We start from the raw sequence: 23330 nt of genomic DNA on the forward strand, positions 1-23330 counted from the left end.
CCATGGCCTACGCGATCACCCAAACCTGCTGCACGGACGCCTCCTGTGTGGCGGCGTGCCCGGTCAACTGCATCCACCCGAGGCCGGACGAACCGGACTTCGGCAAGACGGAGATGCTGTACGTCGACCCGCAGACCTGCATAGACTGCGGTGCCTGCGCCGACGCGTGCCCGGTCGACGCCGTGTTCCCGGTGGACAAGCTCACCGGACCGCTCAAGGCGTACGCCGAGGTCAACGCCGAGTACTACGCGGACCGGAGTCCCTCCACCGACGCCGGAAGCCCCTCGCCCAACTTCCACGAGTGGGGACCTCCTGCGTTCGACCGCGCCGTCCCCAGCGACTTCACTCCCCTGGACGTCGCCGTGGTCGGCACCGGACCGGCGGGCATGTACGCCGTCGAGGACCTGTTGCTGCACACGAACTCCCGGGTCACCCTCATCGACCGGCTTCCCGTCGCGGGAGGGCTCGTGCGGTACGGAGTGGCACCGGATCACCCCTCCACGCGCAAGATCGGTGAAACGTTCGCCCGGTTCCACGAGCACCCACGGTTGCGCCTGCGGCTGGGCGTCGAGGTCGGCGGCGAGGTCTCCGCGGCCGAGCTGTCCGCACGGCACGACGCGGTGATCTACGCCGTCGGGGCCTCCGCCGCCCGCACGCTCGACGTCCCCGGCGAGGAGCTGCCCGGCAGCGTGGCAGCGACCACAGCGGTGGCCTGGTACAACGGCCATCCCGAGGTCGCGGCCGATGCGGTCGACCTGTCGGCGGAACGGGTGGTCGTGGTGGGCAACGGCAACGTCGCACTGGACGTGGCCAGGATCCTGACCACCGATCCCGACGAGCTGGTCCACACCTCCATCTCGCCGCAGGCCCTGCAACGGCTGCGTTCGAGCCGGGTTCGCGAGGTGGTGCTGCTCGGACGACGCGGCCCGGAGCACGCCTCCTACACCAAACCGGAACTGCTCGCCCTCACCCAGCGGGACGACGTCGAGCTCGTGGTGGACACGCACGACCCGCGGATCGAACGGACCATGGACGCGGCCTCCCCCGGGGACAAGGGGGGACTGCTGCGCGACGTCGCCCGCGAGGAAGTCGACTGGTCCGCCGCGCCCGACCCGGGAAGACGGCGCATCGTGTTCCGGTTCAACTCCGCGCCCGAAGCGCTCCTCGGTGAGACACGGGTGCAGGCGCTGCGCACCACCGGTCAACCGCGGACGACCGAAATCCCCACCGGTCTGGTGATCCGTGCGATCGGCTACCACGGGAAACCGGTCCCCGGTCTGCCCTTCGACGAGCGGAGCGGAACCGTCCCGCACTCCGGTGGGCGCGTGGAAGGCAGTCCCGGCAACTACGTCGTGGGCTGGATCAAGCGCGGCCCCTCCGGGGGAATCGGCACCAACAGGAGATGCGCCGAGGAGACGGTCGGCACCCTGCTCGACGACGCCGTCGCGGGCAGACTCCCCGAAGCGCCCAGGCAACCGTCGAAACCGATGAGGATCGCGCAACGACTCCGCCTGCGGAGATCGGACTCCCTCGAGCGGAACCACTGACCCAGCCGCCCGGCTCGGCCGAACTCGGCGACGGAGCGGCTCGGCCGAGCCGGGGCTCACCTCCACCCGGATCTTCCGGGTCAGTCGCGGTGTCTGCCGAGACCGTCCAAACCGTTCCACGAGGCCAGCAACCCGTAGACGAACGCCACGGCCAGCGGCTGGGTCAGCCACGCGGCAGGTGTGTCGATCCCGGGAGCGACCTCGACGACGTCTCCCGGGCTCACCTGCTGCGGCATCGGATACATCCCCGCCGCGATGGAAGTGCCCATCCGAGTACCCAGCCACCCGGCCAGCACCGACCCCGCCACCGCGGCGATCAGCAGCACCGGCCCCCTGCGGCCGCGCAGCAACCAGAGCGCGGCCGCGGTGAGCACACCCGCGGACAGGCTGACGAGCAGGAAGATGGCCAGCCCGTCGAACTCGTGGTAGCTCTCCACCAGCACCGGGACCAGCTCGCCGTCGGCGCTGAGGGTGCTCTCCTGCGGCGGGGCCAGACGTGCCCAGATCCATCCGAGAGGGAACCCCAGCAAGCCCACCAGGCAGAGCACGCTCAGCGCGGGCAGCAGGTCGGCCTTGACCACCACTCCCGGCTTCCGCCGCGGCTCGCCCTCCACCGTTTCCGCCGTGGTCCCCGCAGCGGAAACGGGCTCGTCCTCCGGTCCCTCCGACACGGATCCTCCTTTTCGTGCCGACGCTCGGCTCCTACACCCGCGCTGCCGGGTCCGCAAGAGCCTACCCGTACGTACGTCGATTATTCTTCGTGCGCAGTCATCATCGAATTCGCGGACGAAAGTGGCGGAAGCCTTGCCAAACCCCACGCCGACCGGACCGGGCAACGCCGAACACGACCACGCGATCTCGGTTTCGAGATTACCCACCGGCCAGACGGTCGCCGAGCTGCTGCTCGGCGCGGTGACGGCGGCTGTGCTGAGCATCGTGTTGCAGTTCGGGATCGCCCGGATCGGGATCGTCGAACCGAGCAACGGCCCCGAGGCGCTGGCGGTGCTCGGCACCACAGTGCTGCTCGTCCTCGTCTTCGGCGCGGTGGTTCTCGCCCGCTGGTTCCCCGAAGCGAGATGGCTGCGCCTCGGGGGGGTCTGGGTGACGCTGACCACGCTGAGCACCCTCGCCCTCGCCCTCCCGCTTCAGGGGACTCGCTTCTACTACGGCGGTTCCGGCGGTGACAACGCCTTCCGGATGCAGTACATGACCCGGATGGCGGAGAACCTGATCCCCGCGGACATGAACTACGCCAACATCCCCCCGTACTACCCCTCGGGATGGTTCTGGCTGGGCGGCCGCTTCGCCAACCTGATCAACTGGGAGGGCTGGGCCGCGTACAAACCGTACGCGGTGGCCTGGATAGCTGTGGCCGGAGTCGTGGCCTTCACGCTGTGGAGCCTCAGCCTGCCGCGCAAGCTGGCCCTGCTCGCCGCGTTGGCCACCGTTCTGGCCGGGACCCGGCACGGGCTGCTCGAACCCTACGCATGGCCCTCGGCAGCCTGGCTCGCCCCGATCGCGGTGCTGACCTGGCGCGCGCTGTCCGCACGAGCACGCGCGCCACGCGGAGCGCTGATCGGCATCGGAGTGTTCACCGGTTTCGCCGCGATCACCTACACGCTGCACTTCGGCTTCAGCGTGCTGCTCACAGTTGTCATGGCGGTGATCATCGGGGTGCTCCGGGTGCGGGGCGGCTCCTCGGTGGGCGGAACCGCGCGCGAGCTCTTCCTCCGGCTGCTGCCCGTCGGGATCACCAGCGGGATGATAGCCCTGGTGGTGTGGCTGCCGTTCCTGCTGGCAGGTGGCCTGTTCCAACGCAGCGCCGCCCAGCACTACCTCCCGGAGGGCAGCGCCTTCCTCCCGCTGCCGATGACGGATCCGGAACCGTTCGGCCTGCTCTGCCTCTGCGGACTCGTGTGGCTGGTCGGCTACACCAGAACGAACCGCATCGCCCAGGCGCTGCTCGTCGTGATCGCCGCGGTCTACGTCTGGTTCGGACTGTCCACGCTGGCCCTGCTGGCGGAGACGACCCTGCTGGCCTTCCGCCTGGAGGTGGTCCTGGAAAGCGCGCTGGCCGTGGCGGGAACGCTGGGGCTGGTCGAACTGGTGAGTTACCTTCGCCGGAGGCTCTCGGTGTGGCACGCGACGCGGTTGACCGTGTTCGCCGTCGTCATCGCGGTAACCGGTTCGCTGGCCGTGCTCCAGCACGAGATGTCGTCGGGGTTGAGCTCGGAGAAGAAGGCCGCCTACAACGACTACTACCCGAACGGGACCAACGCGCTGGCCGAGGAGGAGTCCGGTGAGCCGGGGGTCTGGCTGGACGAGCTGCACTCGACGATCGGCGAGCTCACGCACGACCCGCCGCAGCGCGACATCCTGCTCACCACGAACTACGACCTGCTCTCCTACCACCCCTACTGGGGCTTTCAGCAGGAAACCCCGCACTACGCCAATCCACTGGCCGAGTACGCGCGCAGGGCGGCCACGGTGCGGAGGTGGGCGCACGCCGCGAACAGCGCGGAGCTGTCCAGCATGCTCCAGCACTCCGCTTTCGAAGCTCCCGACGTGTTCGTCGTGCGGCACCACGTCCCCCGGAAGGAGGTGTACGTGCCGGAGATCATCGACGACGCCGATCGGGTCAATCCCCCGAAGGGCAAGTACTCGGTGACCATGAAGGCCGACGCGTTCCCCCGCCAGCCCAATGTGCACAACTACCCCGTGGTGTTCGACGCCGAGCTGTTCCAGGGGTCCGACTTCGTCAAGCGCCGGGTCGGCCCCTACACCGTGATCGCACGCCGCTGAGGCTGCGCCGGCGTGCGCCGGACCGAGACGCCGCAGCGAAGGTGCGGTGCTCTCCCGGCGGTGGCGAGCAGCGCAGCGAGCCGTTCCCCGGGCGGTGCGGGTCCTCTCCCGCCCGCACCGCCCGGTGGCGAGTTCGCCCGCGCAGCGGGCACCGCGGCTCGAGCCGACCCGGCAGCTCTCACTTTCAGGAGAGCCGCACCGGCAACCGCTCGAGACCGCGCATGAGCGTGCTGAAGCGGTAGCGCAGGTTCTCCCGCGGGACGCCGAGCGCGATGTCCGGGAAGCGTTCGGCCAACTGCCGCAGCGCGATCTCGCCCTCCATGCGGGCCAGGGGCGCTCCCACGCAGAAGTGGATGCCGTGCCCGAACGCCAGGTGCCCGCCGGTGGCCCTGTCCTGGTCGAACCGGTGCGGGTCGGGGAACTTCTCGTCGTCCCTGTTCGCCGAGGACAACGCCACCAGGACCACCTCCCCCTCGGGGATGTCCACTTCGCCCACCCGCACCGGTTCGCTCGTGAACCGCAGGGTGGCGAGGTTGACCGGTCCGTCGAAGCGCAGCGCCTCCTCGACCACCTTCGCGGCCCGCGTCGGATCGGCACGCAACTTCGCGTGCTCCTCGTCGTTGTCCAGCAACGCCAGCATCCCGTTGCCTATCAGGTTGACCGTGGTCTCGTGCCCGGCCACGAGCAGCAGGAATACCATGGCGACCAGCTCGTCGCCGCTCAGCCGGTCGTTCTCGTCGCTGGCCTCGATCAGGCCCGCGAGCAAGTCGTCGCCGGGGCTCGCGCGCTTGCGCTCGATCAGCTCGAGCAGGTACTCCGACATCTCCCGAGCGGCCTGTTCCGAGGCCCGCGGGTCCTTGCCCGACACGAGAGTGTTGGACCACGCGCGGAAGTCCTGCCTGCGGTCCTCCGGAATGCCGAGCAGCTCGCAGATCACCTGGATGGGCAGGGGAAAGGCGAACTCGTCCAGCAGGTCCACCTCGGCCTCGCCCGCGGAGTCACGCGCGGCCAACCGGTCGAGCAGCTCGCCGGTGATCTGCTCGACGCGGGGACGCAGGGCCTCCACCCGCCGCGCGGTGAAGGCCTTGACCACCAGTTTGCGCAACCTGGTGTGGTCTGGCGGGTCCATGTTCAGCATGTGAGCCTGTATCGAGTCCTCGACGTTGGCCCTGTCCGCCCCTTCTTCGGCCTTGCGGTCCAGCACGGTGCGCATTCCCCGGTAGTCCTTGCTCAACCGCTGGTCCGTGAGCGCGGCCTTGGCCTCCGAGTAACGGGTGATCAACCAGACCGGCAGCCCGGTTACGGTCGTCACCCGTCGAGTCGGCTCGTCCTCCCGCATGCGCTCGTACTGCACGTGCGGGTCCTGCAGGAACTCGTCGTCGAGCACAGTGGTGGCGGTGTGCGGGCACTGCTGTGACGCGGTCATGACACCCTCCCGGTAGACGCGTGATCACCATCAGTTAACACCGTTTAGACCCAGGTTGTCATCCCACGCTCAACGCAGTGAGCACGAACTCGAGGGCGCCGGGAGCACCCGACGCCCTCGAACACCTGGCTGAAGCGCCTCCCGCCCCGCCTGTCCCGGCGCGAAGGGCCGAGCCGGACGCTCCGCCGAGTCACGGCCGCCGAGAACTCACTGCGCCGACTCGAAGCAGCCCGCGCCGAGCAGCCCCTTCAGCTCCCCCTGCAGCCCGTTCTCGGTGTTGACGTAGTAGTCACTGGACAGGGCCAGCCGGGTCACTCCTCGGGTGCCCTGCAGCTTGACCTGCACCGGAACGTCACCGGAATGGGCGCGCAGCGTCCGCTTGAGCTCGTGCACCAGCGGGCGGTCCACCTTCGTGGCCGGGATGCGCAGCACGAAGGCCGGACTGCTGCCCGGGTCGGTCTCGGCGGCGGAGATGTCGATCGGCACCGCGTCCGAGGCGAAGACGCTGATCGCGCCCTCCCGCTCGTTGATCCTGCCCTTCACGGCTATGGCCGTGTCCTCGACCAGGGTCTCGGAGAACACCTCGTAGGCCTTGGGGAAGAACAGGACCTCCACGCTGGCGTCCAGGTCCTCCAGCGTCGCGATCGCCCAGGGCTGACCGTTCTTGTTGAGCTTGCGCTGGATCCCGGAGATCATCCCCGCGACGCGGATCTGCGGCTCCTTGCCGTCCTTGCCCCCGGAGAAGGAGCGTTCCCCGCCGACCAGCTCCGCGATCCCGGTGTCCTGGTACGGGGCGAGCAGCTTGTGCGCCCCGTCCAGGGGGTGCGCCGAGACGTACAGTCCCAGCATCTCCCGCTCGTAGGCCAACAGCTGCTTGCGCGGCCACTCCTCCTCGGAGAAGGTCAGGTGCGCCAGCGGGGAGCTCTCCGAGGCTGCGTCGTCGCTCGAAGCGGGGCCGAACAGGTCGAACTGCCCGGCTGCCTGCTGGCGCTTCAGGGCCAGCACCGCGTCCACGGCGGACTCGTGCTGCTCGGTCAGCCCCATCCTGGTGTGCCCGAGCGAGTCGAACGCCCCCGCCTTGATCAACGACTCGACCACGCGCTTGTTGCAGGCCACCGTCTCGGACTTGTCCAGGAAGTCCTGGAACGAGGTGTAGCGTCCCTGCTCCTCGCGCACCCGGCAGATCGAGGAGACCACGTTGGAGCCGACGTTGCGCACCGCGCTGAGCCCGAAACGCACGTCCCTGCCGACGGCGGTGAACGTGTCCCTGGAGTCGTTGACGTCCGGCGAGAGCACCCGCACGTCCATCCGGCGGCACTCGGAAAGGTAGACGGCCATCTTGTCCTTGTTGTCCCCGTTGGCCGTGAGCAGCGCGGCCATGTACTCGGCGGGGTAGTTGGCCTTCAGGTAGGCGGTCCAGTAGGCCACCAGGGCGTAGCCCGCCGCGTGGGACTTGTTGAACGCGTAACCGGCGAACGGCAGCACCGTGGTCCACAGCGCGTTGATCGCTTCCTCGCTGTAGCCGTTGCCCGACATGCCGGAGTGGAACCGGACGTACTCCTCGTCCAGCACCTCCTTCTTCTTCTTGCCCATGGCCCGGCGCAGGATGTCGGCTTGTCCGAGGCTGTAGTCGGCCACCTTCTGCGCGATGGCCATGATCTGCTCCTGGTAGACGATCAACCCGTAGGTCTCGGCCAGGATGTCGCGCAACGGCTCCTCGAGCTCGGGGTGGATGGGCTCGATCGGTTTGCGACCGTTCTTGCGGTCGGCGTAGTCCAGGTGCGCGTTGACCTCCATCGGCCCCGGCCTGTACAGGGCGTTGGCCGCGACGATGTCGGTGAACTCGGTGGGGCGCAGCCGCTTGAGCAACTCGCGCATCCCGCCGCCCTCGAGCTGGAAGACGCCCAGGCTCTCACCCCGCGCCAGCAGGGCGTAGGTGTTGGGATCGTCGAGCGCCAGCTTCGAGAGGTCTATTTCCAGGTCGTGGTTGATGCGCACGGACTGCAGGGCGTCCCCGAGGATCGTCAGGTTCGACAACCCCAAGAAGTCCATCTTGAGCAGGCCGATGGCCTCACAGCTCGGGTAGTCCCACCCCGTGATGATCGAACCGTCGTCGCGCATCCACAGCGGGACCGTGCCCATGAGCGGCTGGGAGGACAGGATCACCGCGCAGGCGTGCACGCCTGCGTTGCGGATCAGACCCTCCAGCCCGCGCGCGGTGGAGAAGATCTGCGCCACGGACTGGTCGCTCTCGATCAGCCCGCGCACCTCGGCCGCTTCCGCGTAGCGCTCGTGCTCGGGGTCGACGATCCCCTCGAGCGGGATGTCCTTGGCCGCCACCGGGGCGGGCAGCGCCTTGGAGATCTTCTCCGCGATCGCGAAGCCCGGCTGGCCGTGGTGCACCCGCGCGGCGTCCTTCAACGCCGCCTTGGTCTTGATCTTGCCGAAGGTGATGACCTGCGCGACCTTGTCCCGCCCGTACTTGTCGTTGGCGTACTGCAGCACCTCGTCGCGCCTGCGGTCGTCGAAGTCGAGGTCGATGTCGGGCGGGGAGTCGCGCTCCGGGTTCAGGAACCGCTCGAAGATCAGCCCGTGGGCGATCGGGTCCAGATCGGTGATGTGCAGCACGTAGGCCAGCAGCGAACCCGCTGCCGAACCACGTCCCGGACCCACGTGGATGTTCTCCGACTTCGCCCAGCGGGTGACGTCGCCGACCACGAGGAAGTAGGCGCAGTACCCCTTGGTGTCCAGCACGTCGATCTCGAGCCGGAGCCGCTCCCTGTAGTCCTCGCTTACCCCCTCGGGGAAGCGGGTCGGCAGGTAGTGCTCGACCTCGGCCGCCAGCGCGTCCCGCTCGGTGGTTCCTGCCTCGACCGTCACGCGCGGCATCCGGTCGGAGTAGGTCCAGACCTCCTCGTAGGACTCGACCAGCTCGCTCACCAGCAGCGTGTTGTCCGCCGCCCCGGGGACCTCCTCGTCCCAGTACTCCCGCATCTCCGCGGACGACTTGAGGTAGTAGCCGTCACCGTTGAACTGGAACCGGTTCTCGTCGTGGAGGGTCTTGCCGGACTGCACGCACAGCAGCGCGCCGTGCGACTCGGCCTGGTCGACCGTCACGTAGTGACTGTCGTTGGTGGCCACCGGTTTGAGGTCCAGCTCCTTGCCGATCTTGAGCAGGTTCTCGCGAACGGAACGCTCGATGACCAGGCCGTGGTCCATCAGCTCGAGGAAGAAGTTCTCCGCGCCGAAGATGTCCTTGTAGTCGGAGGCGGCCTGCAGGGCCTCCTTGTACTGCCCAAGTCGCAGCCGGGTCTGCACCTCTCCCGAGGGACACCCGGTGGTGGCGATGATCCCCTCGGCGTACTCGGAGATCAGCTCGCGGTCCATCCTAGGTTTGCGGTACTGCCCCTCGAAGGAGGCCCGGCTGGACAGGGTGAACAGGTTGCGCAACCCGACCGAGTTGCGCGCCCACATGGTCATGTGCGTGTAGGCGCCGGCGCCGGAGACGTCACCGCCCTCACCGAACTCGTCGATGCTGCGCTGCTTGGCCTCACCCCAGAAAACCGGCTTCTTGTGGTACCTGCTCTGCGGAGCGACGTAGGCCTCGATGCCGATGATCGGCTTGATCCCGGCCTTCTTGGCCTGCTGGTAGAACTCGTCGGCCCCGAACATGTTTCCGTGGTCGGTCATCGCGACCGCGGGCATCTCCAGACGTTTGGCCTCGGAGAACAGGGCCCCCATCTTCGCCGCGCCGTCCAACATCGAGTACTCGGTGTGCACGTGCAGGTGAACGAACGAATCGGAGGACACGGCGAATCTCCCCTTCGCGAGCAACACGACGCAAATCAATGCTGTGACCGGGAAGAACAGTTACCCGGCCGGACGAAAAACCGGCGCGATCGGCAACCTCGCTCCTGCGACGGGAGGTGGTTGGACGCCGTGCCCCAAGCCTAGTCCAGCGCCCCGCTCGAGCGGGGCCCTGCCCCCTGGCGCGTCGTCCCTCCCGCGCAGGCCGCACCGGCCGACCTCGGCCGAGCACCCGATCACCCCTGCGGAGCGGACCGACACCACGGGGAGAACGCTGTCGATCAGGCGGGTAGCGTGGCCGGATGTGGCTGGACCGGATCCCGTGGATGTACACCTGCTGAACGCCGTCGCCGAAACAGGCCGGGTGGCGGTGCACGAACTCGCCGCTCATCTCGGAATGGACGTGCGGGACGTGGCCGCGCGACTGGCCGCGCTGTCCACGACCGGGCTGCCGCTCGTGGTCGGCGTGGAATGCGACCCGAACGGAATTCGCAACGCTCTGGCCGCAGCGGGTGCGCAGCCGATGCAGTACCCCGCAGCCCCGCAGGCTCCGGGCCAACCGAGCGGAAACTACCCGGCCCCGCCCGTGGCCGGGGGAAACCCGGGCATGGGGGGTCCTCCACCGCAGCCACCCCACCAGTCCGGGCAGCACAGCGGGAACCACCCGGTCTACGGAGGGCCGAGCGGCCCCTACCCACCGCAGAGCGGCCCGTACCCCGCACCCGTCCCACCTGCGCAGGCACCCCAGCCTCCGCAGGGCGGCGCACCTCCGCCCCAGCAAGCACCGCCCCAATCCCCGGCTCCGCAGAACCCCCCACCTGGACAACCACCGCAGTGGCCCGCGGGCTCACAACCCGGCCAGGCCCCTCCACCGGGCGCACCGGCTGGGTGGGGACCCCCCGGTTCCGCCTCCTGGACCAGGGCTGACCAGCCGAGCTCAGCGGGCAGCGCGGCACCTCAACAACCATCCGTCCCCCGTTCGGGGAAGGTGGGGACCAAGCTCGAGGGGGTCGGCCCCGGCGGGGAACCGGTGTCCGTCCTGCTGGTCGAAGTGGTGGATCCGGCCGACTTCCTGTTCAGCGCGGCAGGGCACACCCTCGCCGAGGGCGAGCGCGCCGTCGTCGTGCACACCGAGCTGACCAACCGGGGATCCACGGTTTACGACGCTCCGCCCGATGCGAACCTGGTCCTGGTCACCACGCAGGGTTCGCCCGTTTCCAAGGCGTCGGCCTCGCTGTCCTCCCGGCCCCCGCACAGCTCCGGCGTGTCCCCCGGCGAGACGGGCGGTGGGCACACCGTCTTCGTGCTCCCCGAGGACACCGAGTTGAGCACGGTCGAGTGGTCACCACGGCCCGATCCGGGCCCCAACTCGCTGACCTGGGACATCTCGGACCTCTGAGCTCCCGGCGGTGCCTCCGGGACGGGGCGGAGCCACGTGAGCGGCGCGGAACCCCTCGGGGCGAGTGCCGCCCCTCGCCCGGGGGTGGGCTCGGGGACATCCCCGATGACGCGGGGCCGGTCCACCGCTACCGTCGGAAAGGTCTCATCCCCGAAAGGACCACAGGAATGTGATCGTGTGGACGCCGTCGAAATCGCGCAGAACGTCATGGGCTCGCCGTGGCTCTACCTGGCGATTTACGTGTTCGTGGCCATCGACGGATTCTTCCCGACCATCCCGGGGGAAGCTCTGGTCGTCACTTCCGGGGTGTTCGCCGCTTCCGGCCAGCCCGAACTCCCCCTCGTCGTGCTCGTGGCCGCCGCGGGCGGAGTCACCGGGGACCACGTCTCCTACGGCATCGGGCGGCTGGCCGGCAGCCGACTCCTGGAACGAATGCGCCCCGGAACGCGCAAGCGCAAACCGTTCGACTGGGCCGCGCGGACGCTGCGCCAACGCGGCGGCTCGGTCCTGATCGTCTGCCGGTTCGTCCCCGGATGCCGCACAGCCGCGACCCTGACCACGGGAAGCGTGCGCTTCCCGCTCCCGTCCTTCGCCGGATTCAGCAGCCTGGGCGGCCTGTGCTGGGCGAGCTACTTCACCATGGTCGGCTATCTGGGCGGGATCACCTTCCGGGAGCACCCGCTGCTCGGTGTCCTGCTGGGCATCGCCCTCGCCGTTCTGCTCGCGGGAGCCGTCGAGGGCACCAGGAGCGTGCGGCAGCGCCGGGCGGGAAGGGGCCACGACGCCCCCACCGACGAAGCACCCGGGCAGCCGCCTCCGGATCCCCTCCGTGAGGGCGCCGAGAAAATTCAGTGATCCTGGGCGCGCAGCTCGTCCAGAGCGTGTTGCAGATCGGCGGGATAGGCGCTGTCGAAGGTGACCCGCCCGCCGTGGCCCGGATGTTCGAAGACCAGCGAATAGGCGTGCAGCCACTGGCGGGTTAGTTCGAGTCGCTGCGCGAGGACGGGGTCGGCTCCGTAGGTGAGGTCCCCGACGCAGGGGTGCCGCACCGCCGAGAAGTGCACCCGAATCTGATGGGTGCGCCCGGTCTCCAACTTCACGTCCACCAGTGAGGCCGCCCGGAACGCCTCCACGATCTCGTAGTGCGTGACGCTGGGCTTGCCCTCCGCGACCACTGCGAACTTGTAGTCGTGCCGAGGGTGCCGATCGATCGGCGCGTCGATGGTCCCCTTGCTCGGATCGGGGTGGCCCTGCACCAGCGCGTGGTAGTGCTTGTCCACGGTGCGCTCCTTGAACGCGCGCTTGAGCACCGAATAGGCGTGGTCGGACTTGGCCAGGACCATGACCCCGGTGGTACCCGCGTCCAGCCGGTGCACCACCCCCTGGCGCTCCGGCGGTCCGGAGTTCGCGAGCTTGATCCCCGCAGCGGCCAGCCCGCCCAGCACGGTCGGCCCCTCCCATCCGGGACTGGGGTGCACCGCCACTCCGATGGGCTTGTTCACCACCACGATGTCGTCGTCCTCGTGCACCACCGTCAGCCCCTCGACCGGGACGGGAACCACAGCGGCCGGTTCCTCGCTCTCGGGCAACCGCACCTCCAGCCAGGACCCGGCCAGCAGGCGGTCCGACTTGCCGACCGGGGAGCCGTCCAGCTCCACGTCGTCGGACTCGGCCAGCGCGGCGACCGCGCTGCGGGACATCCCCAGTAGTTTGGCCAGTCCCGAATCGACCCGCATACCGTCCAGGCCGTCCGGAACAGGCAGCGTTCGCAGGTCACTCAAGATTTTTCCTCACCGTCACCGCGTTCCGGATCGGTGGCGCCGGAACGCTCCGACTCCGCACCGCTGTCCTCGCGTTCGACCGTCCCCGCGCCGCCTCCGTCCGTGTCCTCGTCCGCGGAGTCCCGGGACTTCTTCCGCTGCACGGTCCCGTCGTAGTCGTAGCCGAGCAGCGCGAGCAGCACGATGAGCACACCGCCGCAGACGATCCCCGAGTCGGCCAGGTTGAAAACCGGCCAGACGCTGCCGTCCGGGGCCAGCACCGACAGGAAGTCGATCACGTGGCCGCGCAGGGGCCCCGGTTCCCGGAAGATCCGGTCCGCCAGGTTGCCGGTGGCTCCGCCGAGGATGAGACCGATGCCGACGGCCCACCCCTTCGACCGGAGCTTGGGCGCGAACCAGATGATGACCCCGATCACCACTATCGCCAGCAGTGCGAGCACCCAGGTGAGCCCGGTGGCGATGCTGAAGGCCGCCCCGGGATTGCGGAAGAGCACCAGGTAGAGCGCTCCACCGAACAGCTCCACCGGTGGCTGTCCCTCGAGTCGCGCTATCGCCAGCGACTTGGTGACCACGTCCAGCCCGAGCAGTGCCAGGGCTATCCCGAACAGCAGCCCCAACAGCCGCCAGCGGGGTGACTTCCGCGGGACGGCGGAATCCGCCCGTGCCGTGCGCTCCTCGGAAGACGTCGAGTCGGATCGGCGGCGCTCATCGCTCACACGACCATTCTCCCCGACCGGGTGGCGACGCACTCAGCAGGCCGCCACCACGCGCCGGCTCGACGCCGACCGGGCCTGCCCGGACCGCTCCCGAGGGCTCAGGGGCGGGTCAGCACCAGTGGCCCCTCCTCCGTCACCACCACGGTGTGCTCGGAGTGGGCCGTGCGCGAGCCGTCCGCGGACCGAACCAGCCGGGAAACCCCCATCGCGGCTCCCGCGGACCGGACCGCGCGCTGACCGACCGATCGAGTCCGCGGCCTCCTCCCCACCCCGCACGTCCTGTCGCACTGCGCACAGCTCCGGAATGAGCTAGTCAATCCGGGGAACATTCCACCGGATCGGCGACGTTGCTCCTCGGGATCTCCGCACTGCTGCATCCGGAACGGGAACGAACGGAGCACACATGAGCGACAAGGCACAGATCGGCGTCACCGGACTGGCGGTCATGGGCCGCAACCTGGCGCGCAATCTCGCCCGCAACGGCCACCGCGTCGCGGTGCACAACAGGCGCCGCGAGCGCACCGACGAACTGATGGAGCAGTTCGGCTCGGAGGGAGAGTTCGTACCGAGCTACTCGCTGCGCGAACTGGTCGACTCCCTGGAACGCCCGCGCCGCATCGTGGTGATGGTCAAGGCCGGAGGCCCCACCGACGCGGTGATCGAGGAACTGGTCCCGATGCTGGACCGCGAGGACATCGTCATCGACGCGGGCAACGCCAACTTCGAGGACACCCTGCGCCGCGAGTCCGCCCTGGCCGAACGGGGCGTGCGCTTCGTCGGAACCGGGGTCTCCGGCGGCGAGGAGGGCGCGCTGCACGGTCCCAGCATCATGCCCGGCGGCTCGGCGAGCGCCTACCGCGAGCTGGAACCGATCCTGCGCTCGATCGCGGCCGACGTCGACGGCACCCCGTGCGTCACACACGTGGGCGAAAACGGTGCGGGGCACTTCGTCAAGATGGTGCACAACGGCATCGAGTACGCCGACATGCAGCTCATCGCCGAGACCTACGACCTGCTGCGCGGAGTGCTCGGACGCGGCCCGGGCGAGATCGCCGAGACCTTCCGCGAGTTCGACCGCGGGCGTCTGGACTCCTACCTGATCGGGATCACCGCCGAGGTGCTCGACCACACCGACCCCCGAACCGGCCGCCCCTTCGTGGACGTCGTGCTCGATCAGGCCGAGCAGAAGGGGACCGGGCGCTGGACCGTGCAGAACGCGCTCGAGCTGGCCAGTCCGGTCAGCGGCATAGCCGAAGCGGTCTTCGCCCGCTCGATGTCCGGGCAGGTGCAGCTGCGCCAGGCGGGCAGGGACCTTCCCGGGCCGTCCACCCCGGCCGAACGCCCCGATCCCGAGCAGTTCGTCGCCGACGTGGAACAGGCGCTGTACGCCTCGAAGATCGTCGCCTACGCGCAGGGCTTCAACCAGATCCGGGCGGGAAGCGAAAACTACGGCTGGAACATCGACTACGGAGCAGTGGCCACGATCTGGCGCGGCGGCTGCATCATCAGGGCGAAGTTCCTCGACCGCATCCGCGCCGCCTACGACCAGAACCCGGAGCTGCCCAGCCTGCTCGGCGACGAGGACTTCCGGCGGGCCCTCGAGCAGGCCCAGGACTCGTGGCGACGCGTGGTGGCCACCGCGACCTCCCTCGGCATCCCCGTGCCCGGGATATCGGCCGCGTTGTCCTACTACGACACCGTTCGAGCCGAGCGACTGCCCGCCGCGCTGATCCAGGGACAGCGGGACTACTTCGGCGCGCACACCTACCGGCGCACCGACGTCGACGGGGTGTTCCACACGGAGTGGGCGGGTGACCGCTCCGAGCACGAGGCCTGAGCGGACAACGCCCGGCGGGGCGCACCGGGGGCGGAGGAGCGCTCCGCCCCGGCGCGCCCCCTCGGTGCTGCTCGTCCGAGCTATCCCGACGCGAAGGGCATCTCCCCACGCGAAGGGCATCCGAACGCCCGCGCGCGGGTTCGGTGAGCGGGGCGCACCGCCGCCGGACGACCGGAGCGGACCGCGTCCCCGCTCGCCTCCGGGATCAGGAACCGGACTTGACCACAGACACGGCGATCTCGGTGTCCTTGTCTCCCACGGTGCCGACCGACGCCCCCTGCGGGAACTCCTCCGCCAACTCCACGGAATCGGCCAGGATCTCCCCCGCGACGAACGAGCGGTGCTCGTCGATCGCGTCCCGCACTGCCGCGGGGGCCGCTACCGTGGCGATGATGCGGTCCGAGACCACCAACCCGGCGTCCCGCCTGGCCTGCTGGGCCACCCGGATCACGTCGCGGGCGGTCCCCTCGGCCGCGAGTTCCGCGGTCACCTCCGTGTCCAGCACGACCAGGCCCTCACCGCTCGGCAGCGCGGCCGCTGCCCCGGAATCGGTGGAAACGAGGTGCTCGGAGAACTCCTCCGGACGCAGCTCGATCCCCGCAGCGGACACGTTCCCGCTCGAGGTGCGCGCCCACTCCCCGGACTTGACGGCCTTGATCACCTTCTGGACGTCGCCCCCGAGTCGCGGACCGGCCGCACGCGCGTTGACCGAGATCTCGAAGTGCCCGTGCGCGGCCACATCGGTGGTCAGCTCCACGTTCTTGACGTTGACCTCGTCGCGGATCAACTCCACGAACGGCCGCAACGCGTCAGCCTGCGGCAGCGCCACGGTCAACCGCCGCAGCGGGAGCCGCACCCTGAGCTTGTTCGACTTGCGCAGTCCGAGCGCGGTGGAGCACACCCGCCGGACGCTGTCCATGGCGTGCACCAGCTCCGGATCGGAGGGCAGCTGGTCCGCCGCGGGCCAGTCCGCCAGGTGCACGGAGCGCTCACCGGTCAACCCGCGCCAGACCGCCTCGGTCGTGAGCGGGAGCAGCGGAGCCATCACCCGGCAGATGACCTCCAGCACCGTGTGCAGGGTGTCGATCGCGTCGCGGTCGCCCGCCCAGAAGCGGTCCCTGGACCGCCGGACGTACCAGTTGGTCAGCACCTCGAGGAAGTCCCGGACCGAGGCGCAGGATCCGGCCAGGTCGAACACGTCCATGGCGCCCTGAACGTCCTCGACCAGTTCGCGCGTCTTCGCCAGCACGTACTGGTCGAGCACGTGCCGGCTGTCGGTGCGCCAGCTCCCCTCGACCCCCTCGGCGTTGGAGTACAGCGCCAGGAAGTACCAGGAGTTCCACAGCGGGAGCACCGCCTGCCGCACCGCGTCCCTGATGCCCTTCTCCGTGACCACGAGATCGCCCCCGCGCAGGACCGGGCTGGACATCAGGAACCAGCGCATCGCGTCCGAACCGTCGCGCTCGAACACCTCGCGCACGTCCGGGTAGTTGCGCTTGGACTTGGACATCTTCAGCCCGTCGTGCCCGAGCACGATGCCGTGGGCAACCACGTGGGAGAAGGCCGGGCGGTCGAACAGCGCGGTGGCCAGCACGTGCAGCGTGTAGAACCAGCCGCGGGTCTGCCCGCTGTACTCCACGATGAAGTCGCCCGGGTAGTGGTGCTCGAACCACTCCGCGTTCTCGAACGGGTAGTGCACCTGGGCGAACGGCATGGCCCCGGACTCGAACCAGCAGTCCATCACGTCGGGAACCCGCCGCATGGTGGACCTGCCCGTGGGATCGTCCGGGTTCGGCCGCGTCAGCTCGTCGATGTCCGGGCGGTGCAGGTTCGTGGGACGGACCCCGAAGTCGGCTTCCAGCTCGTCCAGCGAACCGTAGACGTCGGTACGCGGGTGGTTCGGATCGTCGGACATCCACACCGGGATGGGCGAGCCCCAGTAGCGGTTGCGCGAGATGTTCCAGTCCCTGGCGTTTTCCAACCACTTGCCGAACTGCCCGTCCCGGATGTGCTCCGGTACCCAGTCGATCCGCTGGTTGAGCTCCACCATCCGATCCTTGAACTGGCTCACGGCCACGAACCAGGACGAGACGGCCCGCTGGATGAGCGCGTTGTCGCAGCGCCAGCAGTGGGGATAGGGGTGATCGTAGGTCTCGTGCCGCAACAACAGGCCCGCGGCCTTGAGGTCGCGGATGATCTGCTTGTTCGCCTCGAAGACCTGCTGCCCCTCGTAGGGGGCGACCTCGGAGGTGAACCGCCCGTGCGCGTCCACGGGAACCACCGGCTCGATCCCGGCCGCGTCGGTTACGGTCTTGTCCTCCTCACCGAAGGCCGGGGCGATGTGCACGAGCCCGGTACCGTCCTCGGTGGTCACGTAGTCGGCTTCCAGGATGCGGTGCGCGTTCGGCCTGCCCGGGAAGAAGTCGAACGGAGGGTCGTAGGCCACTCCGAGCAGCTCGCTGCCCGGGAAGCGCGCGAGCACGCGCTCGGCCACGTCCTCGCCGAGCTCGCGGGAGTAGGCCTGCAACCGGTCCGCCGCCACGACGTAACGCCGGTCGCTGTCGGCGGGCTGCACCAGCACGTACTCGATCTCGGGGTGCACGGCCGCGGCCAGGTTGGACGGCAGCGTCCACGGGGTGGTCGTCCAGACCAGCGCGTAGGCACCGTCGAAGGAAGCGCCCTCCGCGTGCAGCCTCAGCCCCACGGTCACCGCCGGGTCCTGACGCTGGCGGTAGACGTCGTCCATCCTGGTCTCGGTGTTGGACAGCGGCGTCTCGCAGCGCCAGCAGTACCAGAGCACCCGGAAGCCGTTGTAGACGAGCCCCTTGTCCCAGAGGTTCCGGAACGCCCACATGACGCTTTCCATGTAGTCCAGGTCCAGCGTCTTGTAGTCGTTGGCGAAGTCCACCCACCGCGCCTGCCTGGTGACGTAGTCCTGCCACTCGTCGGTGTAGTTGAGCACGGAGGAACGACAGGCCTCGTTGAACTCGGCGATCCCCATGGACTCGATCTCGGACTTGGTGTTGATGCCGAGTTGCTTCTCCGCCTCCACCTCGGCGGGAAGTCCGTGGCAGTCCCAGCCGAACCTGCGCTCGACACGCTGACCACGCATGGTCCGGTACCTCGGGACCACATCCTTGACGTAGCCGGTCAGCAGGTGTCCGTAGTGCGGCAGGCCGTTGGCGAAGGGGGGTCCGTCGTAGAAGACGAACTCGTTGGAACCGTCAGTTCCGGGGTTCCTGGCTTGAACACTGGCGCGGAAAGTGTCGTCGCGCGCCCAAAAGTCCAGCACCGCGCGTTCGATAGCGGGGAAGGACGGCTGTGCGGACACCGACCCGCTCCGCTCTGCCGCTTCGGTGTCCTCGGAACTCGCGCCGTTGAACGGGACCTTCGGGTAGGCCATCGCGGATGCGCTCCTCGCGAATGTGTCGTGGTTACTCCGCGCCGAGCACCGGAGAGCGGTGCTCTGCGGGGACGACACGACGAGACGTGCTCAGCGAAAGCCACTCGCGTACCGCGGTACCACCCCGCTTGCCACGCACGTTCCTCCCCGAGCGTGGCCACTCGTTCACGGCTGTCACGGGCCTACCCGTCCGGTTCTACTGGGGTGGTTGCCCACCCGTTCTTCCGGAGGCTCCCCGGTGATGGCCGGATCGACGCCGTTGCTACCAGCATAGCGGGGCCGCGCCACTCCTTTCCGAACCGGGGACTCGTCGAGACCCCGCTAACCGGGAGCAGTGCCCCACTACCGGAATCGCCGAACGGTCAAGACGGAAAAGACTCACTCTTTCGTGTGTTCTTCTTCCGCTATCGACCGATCGGGGCGACAGACGGAGCAGGGAGTGAAGCCGAGTTCCCGCGCCTCGCGGACGGGAAGCGGCAGAGTCGTTCGCTCGCCGACCCACGAGCAGTCACCGCGGTGATAGCGCGGCCTCTCGTCGATCACGAAGACATCGATCGCGGAGTCGGCCACCAGCAGGACGTCAGCGGCGTCAGTCTCCTGCTCCGGTGGTTCGGTGTCGAAATCCGGTTCGGTGACGAGTCCGTCCCGCGAATCCGTCAACCGGTCGGCCCCGGATCCTCCGGGGGCCGCAGCGGGTCCTCCTCCGGAAGGCTCTTCGACCTCCGCGGCGGAGCTGACCCGCTCCGGGCGCTCCTGCTCCCGGCTCGTCCGGTCCGAAGTTCCGACCGAGTGCCGCGGACCCGACGAAACAGCAGCGCGAGCCCGGTCACGCCTCCGTGCCAGCAACAGCACGAACCCGGCGATCACGCACAGCAGGACCGACAACCACGCCCACTGCGCGACTCCGGCCGAAACGGCGAACACCAGGACTCCCGCCGCCCCGATCAGGAGCAGCAGCACGATCACCAACACGCACGTCCACGCTTTCCCGGCACACCGAGCACGGGCCCCGCGAGAGGACCACGACCGCTCCGTCGAGAACGGGCGGCGCGCTGCTCACGCGCCGCCCGCCACCACCGTCATCAGCCGGCTTCCGCCGCCCGAGCACCGAAGTTGTACCCGCTGCTTTGCTGCTGTCCCGCGGACCTGCCCCCACCGGAGTTCTCGGCCGGAGCGGCCGACCCGCGGTCCTGGAGCTCCCGCAGCTGCGATTCGAGATAACTCTGCAGTCGTGAACGGTACTCGCGTTCGAAAGTGCGCAGCGTCTCGATCTTCTTCTCGAGCGCGTTCTTCTCCTGCGTGATGTTGCCCATCACCTCGGCGTGCTTGTGCTGCGCGTCGCGCTCCAGCCCAGCAGCCTTCTCCCTGGCCTGACGCTCCAAGGTCTCGGCCCGACTCCGCGCGTCGTTGAGCATCGTCTCCGCCCGGCTCCGCGCGTCGTTGACCATGCTGTCGGCCTTGGTGCGCGCATCCGAGAGCAACTGCTCGGACTTGGTTCGCGCCTCGGAGAGCATGTTGTCGGACTCGGTCTTGGCCTCACCCGTCAACCGGTCGGCCATCTCCTGAGCCAGCCCCAGCACCTTGGCGGCCTGGACGTGCTGATCGCCACCGGGCGAGGTCTGCTCGGAAGCCGCCGGCGGCGGCACGGGCTGCAATCTACGGGGTTCCTCGGAGCTCGCGCTCGCGGCCGGGGCGCTCTCCTCAGCCCCCCCGGTCGAAGCGGGCTGGCTGCGCGCCTCGTCGAGATCGGAATGAGCGGACTGCAGCTGCGACTCCAGCTGCTCGACCTGATTCCGCAGGTCGCCGTTTTCCTCCACGAGCCGCGCAAGCTCGGCTTCAACGAGATCGAGGAACGCGTCCACCTCGTCCTCGTTGTAGCCCCGCTTGCCGATCGGAGGTTTGCTGAACGCCACGTTATGGACGTCGGCCGGGGTCAGGCCCACAAGATCACCTCACGCACTCCTCGGCTGCGAGTCACCGGGTTCCCCGTTACCCGGGTTGAGCCAGTCGCATCAAGATATACACGACCAGCAGCAGCACCATAATGGACAAGTCCAGCCCGACGTTGCCGATCCGGACCGTCGGGATAACCCGACGCAACAAGCGTACGGGTGGGTCGGTCACTGTGTAGATGGTCTCCAGCACGATTGCAACCCCGCCACCGGGGCGCCAGTCGCGAGCGAACGCGCGCACGAGCTCCACCACGATACGGGCGATGAGCAGCAACCAGAAGAAGAACAGTAGATAGTAAAGAACGATCAGGGCCGGTTCCACAGCTCAACTCTGCCACCACTTACCCATAATTGAAAAAGGCCCCCTCGGCGAGGCGCCGTTTGTCCTCCGCCGCCACGTCGACGTTGGGAGGTGAGAGCAAGAACACCCGATTGGTCACCTTTTCGATGGACCCGCGCATCGCGAACGCCAAGCCGGCGGCGAAGTCCACCAGCCGTTTGGCGTCAGCCTCGTCCATCTCGGTCAGGTTCATGATCACCGGCGTGCCGTCGCGATATTGCTCACCAATGGTCCGCGCCTCACTGTAACTCCGCGGATGCAGGGTGGTGATCTTACTCAGACTGTACTGACTGCCCGTGTCGGTCACCGCGCGCAACCGTGGAGTCTGCTCCAGGTTCGGATCCACGGCCAAGGAGCCACGCACCGGGGCGTCACTCGACCACTGCCTACGCCCGCGGGGAGCCCGGGGACGTGGCTGCTCGTCATGCTCATTCTCTTGTTCCTCGTCCTGCGAAGCGCCGCGCGCCCCGGAGAACCGACGGCTGGTACCGATACGATCCTCGGGCGCGTCGTACTCGTCGTAGTCCGACGCGTAACCATCCCGCGCTTCGTCATACTCGTCGACTTCTTCGGCCGGGACCATACCGAAGTACGCCTTCAGCTTGTGTAGCTTACTCATCGGCAAGCCCCTTCCTCCGCGAAAGGTACAGCGACGGCAGACCTTCGACCCGTTTGGTGGCTCACGGCGAGACTAACCGGCGACCGCCGAGCAATGCCGTTCCGACACGCACACGGGTCGAACCGTGGGCTATCGCACTCTCCAGGTCCCCACTCATCCCCGCCGACAAGTCCCGAGCTTCGGGGAAGTCCCGTCGGAGACGCTCGGAAATCCCCGAAAGGGTGGCGAAAGCCACATTTGGATCTTCGCCCAACGGAGCAACAGCCATAACACCACGGAGTCGAATCTCACACATTCGCGTGACAATCTCCGCTAGTTCGGGGAGCTCTTCGGGAGAGCAACCACCACGATCGGCACGCTGCTCCAGGTTCACCTGCAGCAACACGTCCAACGGCCGCGAACGTTCACCGGCCTCCAGCGCGTTGCCGACGGCACGCTGCAGGGCCTCTGCGAGACGCCTGCTGCCCACCGACTCCACGACGTCCGCCCACCGGGCCACGGAGCGGACCTTGTTCCGCTGCAGCTGCCCCACCATGTGCCAGCGCGCCCCGGAATCGGGACGCAACCTGGCGAACTCCTCGGTCTTGGGCCGTGCCTCCTGCTCCTTGTTCTCCGCGAGCTCGAGCACGCCGAGATCGGCGAGCAGCGCCGCATCGCTCGCGGGAAAAGTCTTGGTCACCGCGAGCAGCTCCACCTCGTCGGTGGACCGCCCCGCGGCCGCGCACGCGCGAGCTATCCGCGCCCTGATTCCCTCCAAGGCCTCGGTGAGCTCGGCACGACGCCGCTCGACAACCTCGTCACTCACTGCTGTCCCTCCGATTCGGACCACACGACCGCCGCGATCCTGCCCGTGCGCTCTCCGTCCCGCCGGTGACTGAACAGCTCCGAGGATTCGAGGGTGCAACGTGGATCCTGACCGATCCTGCCCACGCCCGCCGCGGCCAGCTGTTCCCACAGCCCCGCGCGCAGATCGAGTCCGGGGGTTCCCCTGCGGGTCTTGCTCGAGCTTCCCGGCAACGCCCGCTCGACTTCGTCCCGCATCTCGACGGGGACCTCGTAGCACTCGCCGCAAGCCGCCGGTCCGAGCAGCGCCTCGACACGATCTATCCGCGCCCCCGCCGCGACCATCTCGCGCAACGCGGAAACGAGCACTCCGATGCGCGCCCCCACGCGTCCGGCGTGCACGGCCCCGACCACCCCGCTGACCGGATCGCCGAGCAGCACCGGAACGCAGTCGGCGGTCAGCACCACCAGCGGGAGCCGGGGGGCCGCGGTCACCAGCGCGTCCGTGACCTCCACGGGTTCGTCCCGAGGACCGTCCACCACCGTGGCGGTCCTGCCGTGGACCTGTTCCATCCACACGAAGCGGTGCTCGTCGATCCCGATTCCCCGGGCCAGTTTGGCCTGGTTCGCCGCCAGCGCCTCGGGGTCGTCGCCGACACGTCCTCCGAGGTTGAACGAATCGAACGGTGGACGGGAATACCCGCCCTCACGAGTCGTGACGACACGACGTATCAGCAAGACAAGCCCTCCCCGAGTGTTCGGAACTCCACGTGAGGCGCCGATCGACGATCACGGCGCGCTCACCGACATTGTCCCGCACTCACTCGACGGAAGGGCACCTCACTGAGATTTCCCGCTCTCCCCGTGGTGGGTGTTCACTTGACGGGGCTTCCGCGGCTCCGTGGGGCGTCTCCCCCG

Annotated in this window: 17 protein-coding genes and 1 pseudogene; 5 read left to right on the plus strand and 13 right to left on the minus strand. The window is 68.6% G+C overall.

Annotation, left to right across the window (positions count from 1 at the left end; genetic code table 11):
• Positions 1 to 2 precede the first annotated feature (2 nt).
• The gene (locus G9Q41_RS08530; protein WP_165632319.1) at positions 3 to 1547 is read left to right on the plus strand and encodes an FAD-dependent oxidoreductase; all 1545 of its coding nucleotides are present in this window, start codon (positions 3 to 5) and stop codon (positions 1545 to 1547) included.
• An 80-nt stretch (positions 1548 to 1627) separates the two neighbouring features.
• Here the strand turns inward: G9Q41_RS08530 and G9Q41_RS08535 are convergent, their stop codons facing one another.
• Positions 1628 to 2218 carry a DUF2567 domain-containing protein gene (locus tag G9Q41_RS08535; RefSeq protein ID WP_165632320.1) on the minus strand — a complete coding sequence of 197 codons (591 nt, stop codon included), beginning with the start codon at positions 2216 to 2218 and terminating at the stop codon, positions 1628 to 1630.
• Positions 2219 to 2351: 133 nt separating this feature from the next.
• Here G9Q41_RS08535 and G9Q41_RS08540 point away from each other — a divergent pair, with 133 nt between their 5' ends.
• Positions 2352 to 4349: an arabinofuranosyltransferase gene (locus G9Q41_RS08540; RefSeq protein WP_207630745.1), complete on the plus strand. Its 1998-nt coding sequence runs from the start codon at positions 2352 to 2354 to the stop codon at positions 4347 to 4349.
• A 184-nt stretch (positions 4350 to 4533) separates the two neighbouring features.
• On the opposite strand, the gene G9Q41_RS08545 is transcribed toward G9Q41_RS08540, so the two are convergent.
• Both G9Q41_RS08545 and dnaE read right to left on the minus strand, forming a co-directional pair.
• Entirely contained in the window at positions 4534 to 5775 is a 1242-nt protein-coding gene (locus G9Q41_RS08545; protein ID WP_092522251.1) for a cytochrome P450, read from the minus strand.
• A 207-nt stretch (positions 5776 to 5982) separates the two neighbouring features.
• Positions 5983 to 9585, minus strand: a complete 3603-nt coding sequence (gene dnaE / locus G9Q41_RS08550) for a DNA polymerase III subunit alpha (protein ID WP_092522253.1) — start codon at positions 9583 to 9585, stop codon at positions 5983 to 5985.
• 301 nt (positions 9586 to 9886) lie between these two features.
• Between dnaE and G9Q41_RS08555 the strand changes: the two genes are divergently transcribed.
• Both G9Q41_RS08555 and G9Q41_RS08560 read left to right on the plus strand, forming a co-directional pair.
• The gene (locus tag G9Q41_RS08555; RefSeq protein WP_165632321.1) at positions 9887 to 10981 is read left to right on the plus strand and encodes an AsnC family protein; all 1095 of its coding nucleotides are present in this window, start codon (positions 9887 to 9889) and stop codon (positions 10979 to 10981) included.
• 177 nt (positions 10982 to 11158) lie between these two features.
• Positions 11159 to 11836: a DedA family protein gene (locus G9Q41_RS08560; protein WP_347567491.1), complete on the plus strand. Its 678-nt coding sequence runs from the start codon at positions 11159 to 11161 to the stop codon at positions 11834 to 11836.
• On the opposite strand, the gene G9Q41_RS08565 is transcribed toward G9Q41_RS08560, so the two are convergent.
• The 3 genes and pseudogenes from G9Q41_RS08565 to G9Q41_RS22635 all read right to left on the minus strand — a co-directional run.
• Positions 11830 to 12762, minus strand: a complete 933-nt coding sequence (locus G9Q41_RS08565; RefSeq protein ID WP_217637757.1) for an RluA family pseudouridine synthase — start codon at positions 12760 to 12762, stop codon at positions 11830 to 11832. The genes G9Q41_RS08560 and G9Q41_RS08565 overlap by 7 nt on opposite strands.
• Positions 12759 to 13478, minus strand: a complete 720-nt coding sequence (gene lspA, locus G9Q41_RS08570; RefSeq protein WP_165632322.1) for a signal peptidase II — start codon at positions 13476 to 13478, stop codon at positions 12759 to 12761. Before lspA ends, G9Q41_RS08565 begins: the two co-directional genes overlap by 4 nt.
• 98 nt (positions 13479 to 13576) lie before the next feature.
• Positions 13577 to 13663 (minus strand): annotated as a pseudogene (locus G9Q41_RS22635) (type I methionyl aminopeptidase); the annotation flags it as partial.
• A gap of 218 nt (positions 13664 to 13881) precedes the next feature.
• Between G9Q41_RS22635 and gndA the strand changes: the two are divergent.
• Entirely contained in the window at positions 13882 to 15315 is a 1434-nt protein-coding gene (gene gndA, locus G9Q41_RS08580; RefSeq protein ID WP_165632323.1) for an NADP-dependent phosphogluconate dehydrogenase, read from the plus strand.
• Between the two features lie 205 nt (positions 15316 to 15520).
• Here the strand turns inward: gndA and ileS are convergent, their stop codons facing one another.
• From ileS to pgeF, 7 genes are all read right to left on the minus strand, one after another.
• Complete coding sequence (gene ileS, locus G9Q41_RS08585; protein ID WP_165632324.1) at positions 15521 to 18718, minus strand: isoleucine--tRNA ligase; 3198 nt, start codon at positions 18716 to 18718, stop codon at positions 15521 to 15523.
• A 378-nt stretch (positions 18719 to 19096) separates the two neighbouring features.
• Positions 19097 to 19690 carry a hypothetical protein gene (locus G9Q41_RS08590; RefSeq protein ID WP_092522263.1) on the minus strand — a complete coding sequence of 198 codons (594 nt, stop codon included), beginning with the start codon at positions 19688 to 19690 and terminating at the stop codon, positions 19097 to 19099.
• A gap of 110 nt (positions 19691 to 19800) precedes the next feature.
• The gene (locus tag G9Q41_RS08595; RefSeq protein WP_165632325.1) at positions 19801 to 20661 is read right to left on the minus strand and encodes a DivIVA domain-containing protein; all 861 of its coding nucleotides are present in this window, start codon (positions 20659 to 20661) and stop codon (positions 19801 to 19803) included.
• A 46-nt stretch (positions 20662 to 20707) separates the two neighbouring features.
• Positions 20708 to 20992 carry a YggT family protein gene (locus G9Q41_RS08600; protein WP_175455020.1) on the minus strand — a complete coding sequence of 95 codons (285 nt, stop codon included), beginning with the start codon at positions 20990 to 20992 and terminating at the stop codon, positions 20708 to 20710.
• A 19-nt stretch (positions 20993 to 21011) separates the two neighbouring features.
• Positions 21012 to 21629: a cell division protein SepF gene (gene sepF, locus G9Q41_RS08605; protein WP_165632326.1), complete on the minus strand. Its 618-nt coding sequence runs from the start codon at positions 21627 to 21629 to the stop codon at positions 21012 to 21014.
• A 61-nt stretch (positions 21630 to 21690) separates the two neighbouring features.
• On the minus strand, positions 21691 to 22434 hold the full coding sequence (locus G9Q41_RS08610; RefSeq protein WP_092522269.1) for a YggS family pyridoxal phosphate-dependent enzyme: 744 nt from the start codon (positions 22432 to 22434) through the stop codon (positions 21691 to 21693).
• Positions 22431 to 23150: a peptidoglycan editing factor PgeF gene (pgeF, locus tag G9Q41_RS08615; RefSeq protein ID WP_165632327.1), complete on the minus strand. Its 720-nt coding sequence runs from the start codon at positions 23148 to 23150 to the stop codon at positions 22431 to 22433. The genes G9Q41_RS08610 and pgeF overlap by 4 nt, the downstream gene beginning before the upstream one ends.
• Between the last annotated feature and the right edge of the window lie 180 nt (positions 23151 to 23330).

The sequence above is a fragment of the Actinopolyspora sp. BKK2 genome, assembly GCF_011291845.1.
Classification (GTDB): Bacteria; Actinomycetota; Actinomycetes; order Mycobacteriales; family Pseudonocardiaceae; genus Actinopolyspora; species Actinopolyspora saharensis.

What these genes read in the sequence shown, in the direction of transcription:
- G9Q41_RS08545 (WP_092522251.1), bottom strand. Translation starts at nt 5,775, where the DNA reads ATGACCGCGTCACAGCAGTGCCCGCACACCGCCACCACTGTGCTCGAC.
- gndA (WP_165632323.1), top strand. Translation starts at nt 13,882, where the DNA reads ATGAGCGACAAGGCACAGATCGGCGTCACCGGACTGGCGGTCATGGGC.
- ileS (WP_165632324.1), bottom strand. Translation starts at nt 18,718, where the DNA reads ATGGCCTACCCGAAGGTCCCGTTCAACGGCGCGAGTTCCGAGGACACC.
- G9Q41_RS08530 (WP_165632319.1), top strand. Translation starts at nt 3, where the DNA reads ATGGCCTACGCGATCACCCAAACCTGCTGCACGGACGCCTCCTGTGTG.
- sepF (WP_165632326.1), bottom strand. Translation starts at nt 21,629, where the DNA reads ATGAGTAAGCTACACAAGCTGAAGGCGTACTTCGGTATGGTCCCGGCC.